At 66.9% G+C, this 12,915-nt stretch carries 23 protein-coding genes; 9 read left to right on the top strand and 14 right to left on the bottom strand.

What is annotated here, in order from left to right:
• From VEY12_02850 to VEY12_02815, 8 genes are all read right to left on the bottom strand, one after another.
• The coding region (locus VEY12_02850; GenBank protein ID HYM39071.1) for a TA0938 family protein at positions 1 to 308 on the bottom strand (308 nt) is incomplete at its 3' end.
• Positions 305 to 1,039: an iron-containing redox enzyme family protein gene (locus VEY12_02845; protein HYM39070.1), complete on the bottom strand. Its 735-nt coding sequence runs from the start codon at positions 1,037 to 1,039 to the stop codon at positions 305 to 307. The genes VEY12_02850 and VEY12_02845, both read right to left, overlap by 4 nt.
• Before the next feature lie 206 nt (positions 1,040 to 1,245).
• On the bottom strand, positions 1,246 to 2,037 hold the full coding sequence (locus VEY12_02840) for a nucleotidyl transferase AbiEii/AbiGii toxin family protein (protein HYM39069.1): 792 nt from the start codon (positions 2,035 to 2,037) through the stop codon (positions 1,246 to 1,248).
• A complete protein-coding gene (locus tag VEY12_02835) occupies positions 2,037 to 2,792 on the bottom strand; it encodes a type IV toxin-antitoxin system AbiEi family antitoxin (protein ID HYM39068.1) in 756 nt (251 codons plus the stop codon). Before VEY12_02835 ends, VEY12_02840 begins: the two co-directional genes overlap by 1 nt.
• Positions 2,793 to 2,965: 173 nt before the next feature.
• A complete protein-coding gene (locus VEY12_02830) occupies positions 2,966 to 3,526 on the bottom strand; it encodes a hypothetical protein (GenBank protein ID HYM39067.1) in 561 nt (186 codons plus the stop codon).
• A 60-nt stretch (positions 3,527 to 3,586) separates the two neighbouring features.
• Complete coding sequence (locus VEY12_02825) at positions 3,587 to 3,742, bottom strand: hypothetical protein (protein ID HYM39066.1); 156 nt, start codon at positions 3,740 to 3,742, stop codon at positions 3,587 to 3,589.
• Between the two features lie 218 nt (positions 3,743 to 3,960).
• Entirely contained in the window at positions 3,961 to 4,269 is a 309-nt protein-coding gene (locus tag VEY12_02820; GenBank protein HYM39065.1) for a hypothetical protein, read from the bottom strand.
• 31 nt (positions 4,270 to 4,300) lie between these two features.
• Positions 4,301 to 4,579, bottom strand: coding sequence for a hypothetical protein (locus VEY12_02815; protein HYM39064.1), 279 nt, complete (start codon positions 4,577 to 4,579; stop codon positions 4,301 to 4,303).
• Between the two features lie 48 nt (positions 4,580 to 4,627).
• Here VEY12_02815 and VEY12_02810 point away from each other — a divergent pair, with 48 nt between their 5' ends.
• Positions 4,628 to 4,873 carry a hypothetical protein gene (locus VEY12_02810; protein HYM39063.1) on the top strand — a complete coding sequence of 82 codons (246 nt, stop codon included), beginning with the start codon at positions 4,628 to 4,630 and terminating at the stop codon, positions 4,871 to 4,873.
• A gap of 93 nt (positions 4,874 to 4,966) precedes the next feature.
• Here VEY12_02810 and VEY12_02805 read toward each other — a convergent pair whose 3' ends face one another.
• Entirely contained in the window at positions 4,967 to 5,464 is a 498-nt protein-coding gene (locus VEY12_02805; GenBank protein HYM39062.1) for an Lrp/AsnC ligand binding domain-containing protein, read from the bottom strand.
• A gap of 98 nt (positions 5,465 to 5,562) precedes the next feature.
• Positions 5,563 to 5,964 (bottom strand): hypothetical protein, encoded by a 402-nt coding sequence (locus VEY12_02800; protein HYM39061.1) that lies wholly within the window; start codon positions 5,962 to 5,964, stop codon positions 5,563 to 5,565.
• Between the two features lie 287 nt (positions 5,965 to 6,251).
• On the opposite strand from VEY12_02800, the gene VEY12_02795 reads away from it, so the two are divergent.
• Positions 6,252 to 6,752, top strand: a complete 501-nt coding sequence (locus VEY12_02795; GenBank protein ID HYM39060.1) for an Lrp/AsnC ligand binding domain-containing protein — start codon at positions 6,252 to 6,254, stop codon at positions 6,750 to 6,752.
• 291 nt (positions 6,753 to 7,043) lie between these two features.
• Positions 7,044 to 7,799, top strand: coding sequence for an arylamine N-acetyltransferase (locus tag VEY12_02790; GenBank protein ID HYM39059.1), 756 nt, complete (start codon positions 7,044 to 7,046; stop codon positions 7,797 to 7,799).
• A gap of 11 nt (positions 7,800 to 7,810) precedes the next feature.
• Here the strand turns inward: VEY12_02790 and VEY12_02785 are convergent, their stop codons facing one another.
• From VEY12_02785 to VEY12_02775, 3 genes are all read right to left on the bottom strand, one after another.
• Positions 7,811 to 7,942, bottom strand: coding sequence for a hypothetical protein (locus tag VEY12_02785; protein HYM39058.1), 132 nt, complete (start codon positions 7,940 to 7,942; stop codon positions 7,811 to 7,813).
• 96 nt (positions 7,943 to 8,038) lie between these two features.
• Positions 8,039 to 8,428 carry a HEPN domain-containing protein gene (locus VEY12_02780; protein ID HYM39057.1) on the bottom strand — a complete coding sequence of 130 codons (390 nt, stop codon included), beginning with the start codon at positions 8,426 to 8,428 and terminating at the stop codon, positions 8,039 to 8,041.
• Entirely contained in the window at positions 8,413 to 9,000 is a 588-nt protein-coding gene (locus VEY12_02775; GenBank protein HYM39056.1) for a nucleotidyltransferase domain-containing protein, read from the bottom strand. The genes VEY12_02780 and VEY12_02775 overlap by 16 nt, the downstream gene beginning before the upstream one ends.
• A 617-nt stretch (positions 9,001 to 9,617) precedes the next feature.
• On the opposite strand from VEY12_02775, the gene VEY12_02770 reads away from it, so the two are divergent.
• Together VEY12_02770 and VEY12_02765 are read left to right on the top strand one after the other, a co-directional pair.
• Positions 9,618 to 10,010 (top strand): hypothetical protein, encoded by a 393-nt coding sequence (locus VEY12_02770; protein HYM39055.1) that lies wholly within the window; start codon positions 9,618 to 9,620, stop codon positions 10,008 to 10,010.
• Positions 10,011 to 10,142: 132 nt separating this feature from the next.
• Entirely contained in the window at positions 10,143 to 10,319 is a 177-nt protein-coding gene (locus VEY12_02765; protein ID HYM39054.1) for a hypothetical protein, read from the top strand.
• Between the two features lie 25 nt (positions 10,320 to 10,344).
• Here VEY12_02765 and VEY12_02760 read toward each other — a convergent pair whose 3' ends face one another.
• Positions 10,345 to 10,761: a hypothetical protein gene (locus tag VEY12_02760; GenBank protein ID HYM39053.1), complete on the bottom strand. Its 417-nt coding sequence runs from the start codon at positions 10,759 to 10,761 to the stop codon at positions 10,345 to 10,347.
• Between the two features lie 185 nt (positions 10,762 to 10,946).
• On the opposite strand from VEY12_02760, the gene VEY12_02755 reads away from it, so the two are divergent.
• The 4 genes from VEY12_02755 to VEY12_02740 all read left to right on the top strand — a co-directional run.
• Positions 10,947 to 11,750, top strand: coding sequence for a ZIP family metal transporter (locus tag VEY12_02755; GenBank protein HYM39052.1), 804 nt, complete (start codon positions 10,947 to 10,949; stop codon positions 11,748 to 11,750).
• A gap of 126 nt (positions 11,751 to 11,876) precedes the next feature.
• Positions 11,877 to 12,215 carry a hypothetical protein gene (locus tag VEY12_02750; protein ID HYM39051.1) on the top strand — a complete coding sequence of 113 codons (339 nt, stop codon included), beginning with the start codon at positions 11,877 to 11,879 and terminating at the stop codon, positions 12,213 to 12,215.
• Positions 12,216 to 12,409: 194 nt separating this feature from the next.
• Positions 12,410 to 12,646 carry a DUF5320 domain-containing protein gene (locus tag VEY12_02745; GenBank protein ID HYM39050.1) on the top strand — a complete coding sequence of 79 codons (237 nt, stop codon included), beginning with the start codon at positions 12,410 to 12,412 and terminating at the stop codon, positions 12,644 to 12,646.
• A gap of 6 nt (positions 12,647 to 12,652) precedes the next feature.
• The coding region (locus tag VEY12_02740) for a PadR family transcriptional regulator (protein ID HYM39049.1) at positions 12,653 to 12,915 on the top strand (263 nt) is incomplete at its 3' end.

The following is a 12,915-nucleotide window of genomic DNA, read 5'->3' as shown; positions in this document are numbered from 1 at the left end:
CATACGAGATCGAAGTGCGTGATCGTGCCGTCGTCGTTCCCCGCGAGGACGAAACGCACTTCCTTCTCGCCGCAGCGAGCCCGGCCGTCCGCCTCATTCCCCCGCTGGTCCTCCAGGAACAGGAAATCCACCCTCGGCCATGCGGTCTTCTCCTTGACCTTGGCCACCGCGTTCTCCCACGCGTCCGCGCACAGGGAGCAACAGAAGAAGCGGTTCGCGCCCTCCGTCTCGCGCCAGTAGTTCCCCCAGGAGCTCCCGCAGAGGGCGCAGCCCGCGTCCTTGGATTCGCCGGGGACCGGGTCGGTCACGTCTTCGCCTCCAGGATCTCGCGCCGGCGCTCCGCGATCGCTTCCATGTAAAGGCCCATGTCCGCCATCGAGCGGCGGAACGTCACGAGGACCGCGTCCGGGGTGGAGTCCGTCGCCGCGTACTTCGCCACGAGATCCGCCGCGCGACCCGCGTGGGCCGTGTCCGCGGCCGTGGTCGAGAGCCAGAGGCGCGTCGCCGGGCCGAACGCGCCCTTCTCGAGGAAGCTCCGGTCGCTCACGATGGAGGGCATCGCGAAGTCCGGGTGCTGCTTGAGGCGCTGGTCCGCGAGCATCTCCGTGCCATGGACCGCCGCCATGGCCTCCACCCAGGGCCGGTCGCGCACGATCGCGTACCAGTCGTCGATCGCCCGCTGCATCTTCGGGTGGGCGCGTCCATGGTCGATCGCCTCGTCGTTCCAGCCGCTCTCCCGGCACGCCTGCCGCACGATCACGTAGTGCCCTCCGCCCACGGCCGGATCATGGACCAGTTCGTCGTGGAGGTTGTCGATCTCGTACTCCCAGACGTCCTGGTGGGGGCACCGCGCGACGATCGCGCCGCACCACCGCGGGAAGGCTTGCAGGAAGCGCCAGTGCTCGATGGTCACGGCCTTCACGTACGCGGCGTCGGGCGCGTAGAGGATGCGCATGGCCTCCGGTGCGTCCTTCGAGTAGAAGGCGCGTACGACGATCGTCCGCAGCTGATCTTGCAGGGACCCCCAGGCTTCACCCATGCCATCGCCCCGTACCGCTTCGCGCGGGCAAGCCATGAACGTTCCCGTCGATGAAGTTGATGAATTGACCGCCGTCGAAGCCGGGTGGCGACCGACCGAGCGGCCGCTCCATCCGGACCCAGGTACCTCGACCCGCAGACGCTCCGGGCGAATCCGGAAGCCCGACGGAAGCGGCGCCTCCTCGAGCGCGTCCGGCGCGCCTTCGCCTAACGCGTCCGCCGAGGCCGTCTTCCGCCAAGTCCCGGTCGAACCACGCCTAGTCGGGCACGGACCTCGTCGGCGATTGGTTCGAACGGCGGGACCTGGCCCAGCAGGGACCCGAGATCCCTTGCCCACGCCGGTCGCGCGGAAGCGATCCCTTTCTCCAGCCCCGACGCGGTGAACCGCCGGCGGTAGAGGCCCATCTTGAGGTCCAAGAGTTCACGAGGCGCGGTCGCTCCCCGCACAAGGAGGAAGTGCACGTCGTACAGGTCCCGCGGCTTCCCACGGACCAGGAGGGCGCGGACCTTCTCCGCGAGGAGATGGTCTTTCGTCAGGACACGAAGGACGAGCTGGGGTACGTCGGCGTACGGCGTCCGAGGCACGAACACCTCCTCGGTCGCCACGGTCTCGTGCCGCAGGCTGACCTCGAGGCGGATCCCGGCCCGGCTTCGCGGGTCCCCCGTGTACAGGGGGCCTTCCGACCGCAGGATGGCCGCGAGGCCCTCCCGGGTCGGACGCCGCACGACCTCGGCCCGAATGCCGTAATCCGCGAGTCGGCGGGCCGCAGCCCTCACATGGTCCAGGGCCTCGGACATTTCGCCGTCCGCGTTGAAGTCGAGATCCTCGGAGTAGCGCGGGCTCCCGTAGGCGATCCGCAGGCAGGTGCCCCCCTTGAACGCCAGCGGCCCGTGCCCGCCATGGCGCAGGAAGAGGTGCTGGAGGTAGTCCCACTCCACCACATGGAGCGGGACGCCCTCCCGCCGCGCGATGACCTCGAGTTGCGTACGCGCGAGCATCAGGCCGCCTCCGGGAGGTTGTCGAGCACCCGCCAGCGCGAGTCGTAGCAACCCCGTCGGGGGCCGCGGGGGTCGAGCTTCACGTAGACGGAAGAGCTCGCCGGCCGGAGGGACTCCGAGGCGATGCCCGACCGTTCGAGGAGGTATCCGAGGCGGGAGGCGAGACTCCGGACGCCCGTGCGCATGGCGTAGCTCTCGAGTTTCGATCGATCCAGGCCGGGCAGGGCCTCCCGCAGCGCCGAGGCCACGAGCTCCATCCCGCCCGAGTGCTCCGGGAGGAGGAGGGAGTCGACGATCGCCTTCTCCGGCTCCGCCATCGGGAACTCCAGGTTCCCTTGGCGGACGGCCGCATAGCCGAAGAATCGCGAGGGCCGAAGCCGGACGAACCGCACGGAGACCGCCCCCATGACCTTTCGACCCGACCGCCTCGTCGTCGCCACGAAGATCACGCGAGGCGCCTGCTCGGTCCATCCGTAGTAGGCCAAGGCGCTCCAGAAGCCTACGTACGAGGGCTCCACGATCCGCGTGGCAAGGAAGAAGGGCTGGCCCAGGGCGGTTCCCTCTCCCGGGCCGCCGACGACGTATCGACCCCGGGCAATCCGGTGGAGGAGCCCCGAACCCACGAGCCGGTGAAGGACCTGGTAGCCTCGAGTTCGAGTGAGTCCGAAGAGGCGACTGAACTCCTCGTCGCGGAAGGAGGTGACCTGGAGCTCTGCAAGGCGGCGGATTATGTATGTCGATGTGATATTCTTCATCAATATAGCAAGGATTTGATAACAAGATACATATATCAAGCTTTCTCCAGGGAGAGGGGACGCGAGAATCACTCCGTGGGCGGGGCGGGAAGCTCAAGGGCGTCGCGCTCGGTGCTATCCGAAAGCTGTCGATCGGGCCTCGCGCAAGGCGATGATGACCGGGTTGAACGCCCTCAGGCGACCGTCATCGTCCCCCGCATGAACCCCGGGGTCACCATGGACACCGGATCGCAGGGGGCCATGCACATCCACGCGTAGTCTCCGCGCGCGTCCACGTGCACGGTGAAGGTGACGATCGCGGGCCGCCGGCCTTGTGCCGGAGGAATCGGCACGTTGATCCCCAGCGCATGGACCGTGAACGTGTGGGTCACGTTGCGCCCGCTCGTCGCGGCTCCCGTCACATCCCGGACTCCGGCCACGACGGCGAGCGCGTCCGGGATCGGGTTCGTCGCGTTGTCGTAGTTCGTGACCGTGAACATGACGTCGGCCCCGGCAGGAATCGTGAAGTTCGCGGGGAACACCTCGTCCAGCCCGCTGTACGGGTTGAAGGCCATGCTCAGGTAGATGTGCGTCAGCGTGGGAGGGTTGCTCTCGTCGATGGCGCGGTCCAAGTTGAGACCCACGGCGAGAATCGCGCCCAGGAGAACCCCGAGAACGACGATGATTCCCGCGGCCAGAACCAGCCCCTTCCTTCCGGTGGGCCGAGACGTTGCTCTTCTCGGGTCAGGACTCATGCTTCGCTCCGACGCTCCGCTTTCCTATCCACAATGGCGGTCGTGGACGGGCCATTGCGCCTATGGAGGCTCTCTGTAAAGAACCTGCCGCGCCGTCCGCCAGCGCGATGCGATTGGGATCGCGACGATGGACAAGGAGTAGCCCATGTTGTCCGCGGCCGTCATCGCCAGGTAGAGGACGAACCTCCGGTTGCCGAGGACCGCGCGGTAGCTCACGAGGACCGGACCGGGTAACGATCGGTGACGGATTTGGGCTTGCCCGGTCCTGGCCGCCCCACCGTCCTCCCGGAGGCCCCGCCGGACACGCCCGACGCCGCAGGCGGGTTCGGGCGCGCGGGCCGGGACATCGGCACGGGGCGGATACCCAGACGGCCAGCGGGATCTCGACGCGCGAGGGGTTCGTTGGGGTCGCCGGGAGACGACTCGGCCGACCCTCACCGGTACCCGAAGATCCGGTCGTAGTCCTTGTGCGAGAGGATTTCCAGGATCAGCACGACGGTCCCGGTCCCTGGGGACGACTGCACGGTGTAGATTCCGCGGAACGCCAGGGGAAGTTCGAAGCGCCAAGCGTTCGTCGGGTTCGCCGGAAGGCCGCTCCGAGGGCCGAGCTGAGGGGGGATGCGGTCCTTGGGGATTTGGTCCCCCGCGAAGGCATCCGACTTCAGGCGGCCGATCCACCACGAGAGTTGCTTCCGCTGCCTGGGCTGAAGCCCCTTCTCGGCGGCGAGGGCCCGGGGTCCCACGCGCACCTCGCTCGGGGTGAGCGGGGCCAGGTCATCGAACCTCCCACGCCTCGACGGCCTTCCAGAAGCCCGGTTCGGCGTTCAGGGTCCACATCACGCCCTTCGAGCCTTCCGTCACACAGCCGAGGCGCTTGTAGTGGTCGATCGCCTCCCGGAGCGTCTCGTGCATGACCTTACGGGGGAGGAGGGCCTTAATCCGGTTCAGGCTGAGCGGTTCGTCGTATTTCCGGAGCAGGGATTCGACCATGTGGACGGTCTCAAGGGTAGGCCCTTGTCGGTCGAGTTTCGGAGGAAGCGAGGGAACCTCCATGGGACCGAGTATGGAGTCATATAGTATATCAACTTATTCTTGCGGGTCGTGAACGGGCACCCGGTCGTCGGCGCCGCGCGGGAACTCGTCGGACGTCATTCCGCCGCGGCGGAGGGATTCAAGAGCCTGAAGGCGGCCGACAATCCCGCGGCCCTCCAAGACTGGCTGAAGGAGGGACTGGCGCCTCTCGTGAACAAGAGCGAGCAGGCCGCCCACCTGGTCGCCACGAGCATCCGCCTCGAGAAGGGCAAGAAGTCGAAGCCCTTCGGTTGGCGAGCGCACAAGGAGAAGTAACCCCGAGGGGAGCCGGAGCGCCAGCCCGTTTCCGCAGGAAGCCTGGCCTCGGACGAGAAAATGAGGACGGAGGGCCCGCAGGCCCTCGTCCCTTCACGCCTTCGTCAGGCTCGGCCGCGTCTCCGTCCGTCGGACTCCGTGGACCTTCTGGATCTCCCGGATCACGGACTGCTGCAGGGCGTTCGAGTCCTTCGCGCCGATGCGGGCGATCACGTTGTACTCGCCCGTCGTCCCGATGATCCGCTGGACGGACGGCACTTCTTGGAGCTCCTGCATGGCCCGCTCCGCGTCGACGGCCCGGATCAGGGTCCAGCCGTTGACGGGTTCTTCGGCCTCCTTCGTGCGGTGCCAATTCTCGAAGCCCGGGTGGGCCGTCGAACCCTCGCAGAACTCCTTCGCCTCGATCTCGGACTGGAACTTTCGCAGCTCGTCCATGGTCCGGAAGGCGCCCGTGACCGCGATGTCGTACGCGCCCATGACGGGCTCCGCACTCTTCACCTGCGGATGCCGCTGAAGTTCGCTCAGGGCACTCTCTACGCGGCCCGGCGTCACACGTAGGAAGAGGACACTCTCCTCTGACAAGTCAACCAAACAATCACCCCCTGCCCCCGCACCCCGCAGGGCCTACGCTTGTTGGGTGTGACACGTAATATCACGCGGGATAATGAGGGTTTCGGCCCGCCGCAAAGTCATCGATGGTACCCGAGATCCCCGACCTCGCGGGCGAACCGCTCTTGGGCGTGCGTCGCGGGCTCGCGGTTCTCTTGGAGGACCTCTGCCTGGGCGAGGTACGCCAAGGGCTTCCAGATCTCCCTCCCTTCGACCTCGATGACGACCCACTGGGACAGCGCTTCCGAGCCGCCGGCCCCGAGGCCCACGATGGCAATCCACGTGCCGTCGAGGATCTCCACGGCGCCCCCGGGATACAGGAACTTCAGGCGAACGCCATCTCCTCGCTCCAGGGACGGTGGCCCGGCGGACCCCGAGACCCTCCGACTACCGGGCACGGAAACCTCCCGGCGAAGGACGGTGCCGCGGCCGAACGGCTCCCGGAATCGAGCCCATCCGCCCGCGGAATCGACGAGAACCATGGAAAAAGCTTTGTCAAGGATGCCGAAGGGCCCTTCTCCTCCGACGGCGGCGCTGCGCAGCCGAACCCAGGCCCGGTGTGTTCGCACGGTTTCCGGGGAACGGTCACCGGTCGCGCCAGGGTCTCCGCGATTCCGAACCCATGACCGCCGTGCAACTCGACCTTTGTCAACGCTGTCCCGAGCCGCCCCGATCACCCGATTCGCATTCGAACCCGTTAGTGGGTGCTCAGATTAGGTTTACCATAGTATAAGTGCAGGATGGTGCTAGAGCCAGTCGAGGTAACATCATGACAACCGATCTGAACGGTGAGAGCATCATCCTTCTCAAGGTGGCGCCCGGCGGTGTCGAGAGAACGTTGAAGACGATCCGGGAGCAGCCCCACGTCACGAAGGCGGAGGCGGTCCTAGGCCAGCACGATGTGGCCGTCGAGGCCAGCTTCAAGAGCATGGACGAACTTCAAAAGTTCACGGCCCATGTCCAGGCGATGGACAGCGTCCGCGAACTCCGCGCGTACCCGGGACTCCAGAACTGGAAGAGCCCGGAGAAGAAGAGCCACCCGGCGAGCGCGTACGTGCTCATCCGGAGCCTCGACCCGGCGCGGTCCACGAGTGAGCTGAGCAAGCTCGCCGGCGTCGAGAACCTGATCGGCACGACCGGCGACTTGGACGTCATTGCCCGCATCGGGGCGGAGAACCGGAACGACATGTTCTCCTCGATCGTGAAGCGGGTCCAGGGCGTGTCCGGCGTGAAGTCCACCGAGACGCTGCCGACCTTCGAGCAGTTCTGAACATCTTCATGGGAAGAACCCCGAACGACCGGATCGCAATCCGGTCACCTTTCGTTTTCGTCGGTACTTGAGGAGATTTCAACGGCGTTGAGGAACATGCCTCCATGCCGGGTCGACAGGGAACGGACCTCGCTCATGCGGGGCCCAAGCTGCCGCCGATCCTCCGCGGTGAGCTCGACCTCCTCCGAGAGAACCGCTTGTGTGTAGGCTGGGTCCCTCACGGCAACCTGCGGGCACTCAAGGTTGAAGGGGCGCGCCGGCTTGGTCTGCAGGCGGGCGAGGCGGAGATCCTTGGACGTCGACGTGGACGCATACCTGGGTCGGATCGACTACCGCGGTTCCCGGGAGCCCACCCTCGCCACGCTGCGGGACCTGCACCTGGCCCATCTTCGGACCGTGCCCTTCGAGAACCTCGACATCCCGTTGGGCCGCCCCATCGTGCTGGACCCACGATCCCTCGAGCGGAAGATCGTGGAAGGGCGGCGCGGCGGGTACTGCTGCGAGCTCAACGGTCTCTTCGCCCTCCTCCTGCGGGGGCTCGGATTCCGGGTCGACATGCTCTCTGCCGGGGTCGCGAAGGCCGTCGGGGAGGGATTCACCCCGGAGTTCGACCACATGACCCTTCAGGTCCGCCTCGAGGAGCCCTGGCTCGCGGATGTGGGATTCGGAGAGCTCTTCCTGGGGCCTCTCCGGCTCGAGGCGAGGGACGAACAACCGGACGGCGGCAAGGGGTTCCGGATCACGGAGGATGGCCCGCGCCGAATCCTCTGGTCGCGCGACGACCACGCAGACTGGAACCCCGAGTACCGCTTCACGCTCCTGCCACGGCGCCTCGACGAGTTCGAGCCGAGGAACCGCTGGATGCAGACGTCGCCCGAGTCGCACTTCACCCAGAACGCGATCTGCAGCCGCGTCACCCCCGAGGGTCGGATCACGCTCAGCGGCTCCCGTCTCATCGTGACCACGGGCCGAGAGCGTTCGGAGCGCGTCCTGACGGACGCGGAACGGACCGCGGTCCTGCGGGATTCGTTCGGGATCGAACTCTGAGCGTCGGAGCGTCATGCGGGGACTTCGTCCTCGAAGCCCCAGCCGATCTCGAAGTGGAGGCAGGGGCAGTCCTCTTCGCGGCACTCCTCGCTTCCGGGGTGCAATTCCAGCCCGTGACCGCACGTGCACCGGAAGTCATGCATGCGTCCTTCCCCGGACCCCATATGGGCGTGCCGAGTGGTCGTGGGCGGCGATCCGGGTTCCTTCCACGGTCCCGAACTCCATGCCCCACGAACCCCTCAGGCTTCGATGGTCCGACGCACCCACTCGAGGAAGCGCGCGGCGTCCCGGAGGACCCGGTCCGCGTGGGACCGGGAAGCCCGGGCGCCGAGGTAGCCGAAGGTCGAGCGCTCGTCGAGGTCGCGCTTCAGGACGTCCCGCTGGGAGGCGTCCCCGAGGATCCGGACGACGTCCACATGCAGGCGCACGGCCTCGCGGTGGTCCAGGGACGCCACGACGCCGAGCACGTGCGCCGTGAGCGCGTCGTTCGCGTTGATCAGGGACTGGGCCGCGTCGAACCCGGCTGCGTTGTACCGGGCCTCTTCGAGGTTCGAGCGGGCGGACGCCAAGAACTCCCGCGCCTGCGCGAGGTACGCGGACGCCGCCTCGCGCCTCACCGTCCGAGCCACGGGGCCCTCCCGCGGAGGAGTTTACCCTCCGCGGCGATCGTCTCCAGGAGGGGATCGAACGCCGCGATCCGGCGGTCCACCTCGCGCTCCGTGAGGACGAGGGGCGAGACCGCGGCATCGAGACGGTCGAGCATGGACCCCGCCTCGCGAAGGATCGCCTCGGCCCGTCGCGGCTCGTCGACCACGACGAGGACGTCCACATCGCTGCGGGCGGAGGCCTCCCCCCGCGCCGCGGACCCGAAGAGGACGGCGGCCTTCAGGCCCTGGGAGGGGAGGGCGTCCGCGAACGACCGGGCGGCGCGGACGAGGGCGTCTGCCTCCTCGCGGAAGAGGGCCTTCAGCGCTCCCGCCAGGGGGTGTCTCTCGTTCAGCCGTACGGTGCGGGAGCGTCCGACGCGCTGCGTCGTCACGACTCGCGAGCCCAGGAGATCTTCGATCGCCGGGACGGTCGTGCCGAGGGAGAGACCGAGCGTCCGGGAGAGGTCGCGCAGGGTGTACGCCCGCCGGGGGTGTGCGCACAGTGCACGCAGGATCCGGACCTTCGCGCGCGAACCCACGAGATCCTCGAGCACGAGGTACCCATGGGAGCGGAGGTATTTCGATTTTTCGATTACATGAACGATTTTTCGAACGTGGCTCGTGGGCGATCCACGAGCCGCACCTCACCCAGAACCCGATCTGCAGCCGCGTCGCGCCCGAGGGTCGGATCACGCTCAGCGGCTCCCGTCTCATCGTGAGCACAGGTCGCGGGCGTTCGGAGCGCATCCTCACGCACGCGCAACGGACCGCGGTCCCGCGAGATTCGTTCGGGATCGAACTCTGAGCGTCAGGCGTTAAGCGGGGACTTCGTCCTCGAAGCCCCAGTCGATCTCGAAGTGGAGGCAGGAGCAGTCCCCTTCGCGACACGCATCGCTTCCCTGGTGCTCTTCAAGCCCGTGTCCGCAGGTGCACCGGAAGTCGTGCGTGAGTTCCTCCCCCGACACCGTATGGGCGTGCAGAGGGTCATGGGGGCGTACCCGGGTCCTTCAAGCTATGCTCGGGGCCGTTGCGGGTCCTTCGGTGGATCGGGACGAATGGCTGTTGGGATATCCAAACCGTCCGCGGTCCTCGCATGGATGGCCAAGGCGGAGCGGCGAGGCCCCGGTCTCCGAACCCTTAAGTGGCCCCGTTTCCGTTTCGATCCGACTGCATGTCGCGATTCGGGGAGCTCTTGGCCCGATACGGGGCGATGTCGAACGAGGAGCGGCAGCAGCTGTCGAGGCAACTCGAGGACGACGGGGTCTTCGGCTTCCCAATCCTGTTTCACGCCGCACGCCTGACGCACCAGGTCGAAGAGTACCGGCACTCCCCGGTTGCGGTTCGGCTCAAGGGGTTGCACGAGCTCCGGCAAGACACCCTGAATCGCAAGGAGGTTCTCTCGGAGGATGCGAAGGAGATGATGCGCGCCGCCCACGCAGGACATCCGAGCCATGAGCAATCCGATGAGGGGCTTCGTCGAGTCGATCGGCACATTGCGGACTTGAACGCCATCCTCGAATTCATCGATGAGGGCATCCGGAAGCTGGAGCTCGAGGAAGCCTAGCAGTGTGGGGGAGGCGAGTGTTCCCCGCGAAGGCACGCCTGGAACGCGCTCGACGAACTCTCGAGGCCATTCGGAAGGAGTCCGTCGGAAGTGGTCCGGGCGCGTATAGCGGGCGATGAGCAGGGAGGAACGATGCGCATCGAGCGCGCCTCCTTCGGCATCTTGGGACTCTTCTTCATCGCCGCCGGAGTCCTCCTTGGTGTCTATGGGCAGGGCCACGCGCCCGTCGCCGTGGTTGCGGTCGGGCTGTTCTATGTGGCAGCGGGGACCGCCGCGATTGCATGGAGTCTCAAGCCGAGACGATCGTGAAGGAGCGTGGCCGCCGCTCGGATCCCTAGGACGAGCGGACGAGCTGCGGGCCGAAGACCTGGGTGAGCTGGACGAGCCGATCGTACGCGGTTCGGTGGCGTAGCTTGACCGTGATGGGGTCTCCGCTCACCGGCGTAATCGTCATGTGGCCGGACCCCAGACCGGGTCGTTTGAGGTCGATCGCGCGGATCGCCTCGCGTCCGATGTCGAAGTCCTTGATTCCGTCGAGCATGGCAATGGTCCGGTCGCTCTCCTCGGGAGGCAGGCGGGGCATGAGCTCGCCGTGGACGAAGCCCGCGAGCGTGCCGCCGAGGGCGCCGCCGCCGTGGCTGCCCAGGTCGATCCCGATCACCCTCTCCGTGGTGAAGTACAGTCCGTACCCGATGTGGAATCCCTTCTCCAGGAAGCCCCCTGCGAATCCGCCGATGAATGTCTCGGCCATGCGGGCGACCTGCCGGCTTCCCTGGGAGTCGGCAGTCCGCGCAGGCCTGCGGATCGCATATAGCTTGTGCCGGAGGGCCGTGTTGGTCGCCGGGTCCGCCGCCTTCGCGGCGACGAGGGACTCGCACCGAGTGGGCCAAGCGAGGCTATAAGAATAACACCGTTATACCAGCGGCCCGGCGCACCATGCTCGCATACCTGCAACTCCTGCTGCTGGGGGCGATCGCGGGGTTCACGATCTTCCTCGGCCTGCCATTGGCGGCCCTGCAGCACGTGAGTGCGAACGTGAAGGGGTTCCTGAACGCGGTGGCCATGGGCATCCTCGTCTTCCTCATCGTCGACGTCTTCGCCCACGCCCTCGCGTCCGTGGAAGGCGCGACCCTCGGCGCGTACACGGGCACTGCGCCCCTGGGAGACGCCATGCTGGCCCTCGTCGCGCTGTTCGGTGGCCTCGCGGTCGGACTCCTCGGGCTGGTCTTCTACGAAACGAGGTACCTCGCGAGTCCGCGCGCCGGGGAACGCTCTCCCCAGGTGGACGCGTACCGCCTCGCGACGATGATCGCGATCGGCATCGGCGCGCACAACTTCAGCGAAGGGGTCGCGATCGGCCAATCCTATGCGTCGGGTTCCGTTGGCCTCGCGGTCCTCCTCATCATCGGGTTCGGGGCGCACAACTCGACCGAGGGCTTCGGGATCGCGGGTCCCCTGACGGGGCTCGCGAAGCGGCCGAGCGCCCGGTTCCTGATCACCGCGGGCCTGATCGGCGGCGGCCCCACGTTGCTCGGAACGATCCTGGGGAGCGTCTGGAGCTCGGCCTTCACCTACGTCCTGTTCCTCAGCCTGGCGGGTGGAGCCCTCGTGTACGTGACCCTGATGATGTACAACGTCGGGAGGCGACAGGCCGTGAACACGATTCTCATGGTGGGGATCTTCGTCGGGTTGGTCGCCGGGTTCGCCTCGGACCTCCTGGTCACCCTCGGCGGCGCCTGAGGGGCTGCCACCCGTTCAACGGACCGGAGGCCGCTCGGCGTCGAGACGCCCTCCAAGTCGCCATCGCGACCCGGGACGCTCCGCGGTCGAGGATCGTGGCGTGTCGGCCTCGGCCTCAGAACGTACGTGAGCAACCCCTCGAAGTCGCGGGAATGGTACTCGCGGCCCTTCGGGAAAGGCCCCGACTTGGAGCCCTTCCCCGGAGACGTGGAGTTCAAGATCGGCGGAGCTTGGGTGCAGATCGTGATCGGCCAGGTCCGGCCCTCGAGCCGGAACCTCCTGTTCGAAGTCCGAGACCTCTCCCGCGAGCGAGAGCGAATCCGGGAGGGCGGGATTGCAGCGACCGAGATTGAGACGGTTCCCAACGTGGTTCGCTACTTTGACGTGAAAGGCCCCGACGGCAACGCGATGCGGTCGTTCCAGGTCTTGACCTCCGACGTGAGCGTCACCGGTGTCCGCGACTGAGGCGGTGCCACCTCGAATGAACCCGGGCGGACGTGTCCCGCCGCACCCTGGCGATCAAGCCGTCCGGAGCTCGGCCACGGCAGCATCGATCCGTCGCTGGCGGGTCTCGGGTGCCGTGGCTGCCTCGATGTACTTGCAAAAGGACCTTATATCGCGTCCTATATCGGGCACGATATAAGAGGTGAATCCACAGCATGTACAGCTGCCATCACGGGCACGGACATGGATGCGACTGCGGCGGGAACTGGCACGAACCGGGCTACGGGTACGGGCGCAGCCCCGGCTACGGTCCTGGATACGGCCCGCAGTGGGCCTCTCGTCCGACGAAGGAGGAGTTCGTCCAGGATCTGGAGGCTTACAAGGCCGACCTTGAGGCGGAGATTCAAGCCCTCGAACGTCGGCTCCAGGCCCTGCGCTCCAAGCCGGAGTGAGGCGACGTGCCCGGGCATCACCACTGCCACTGCGGTCCCTTCCGCGTAGACATGGTCCCTCACGGGCTCCTGAAGCCCTACATCCTCCGGCTGCTCCTTGAGCGGCCCAGGCACGGCTTCGAGATCATGGAGGAGATGTACGAACGCACCCAGGGACTGTGGAGGCCCGGGCCGTCAGTGATTTACCCGACGTTGGAGCGGCTGGAATCGGAGGGCTATATCGAGGCTGTCGAGCGGCTGGGACTAGGGGAGAAGGCCGCGAGACCCTA

The organism is Thermoplasmata archaeon (genome assembly GCA_035632695.1).
Taxonomy (GTDB): domain Archaea; phylum Thermoplasmatota; class Thermoplasmata; order RBG-16-68-12; family RBG-16-68-12; genus RBG-16-68-12.
Note: the sequence above shows the minus strand (reverse complement) of the source record. Positions and strands in the feature narration are given on the sequence as shown.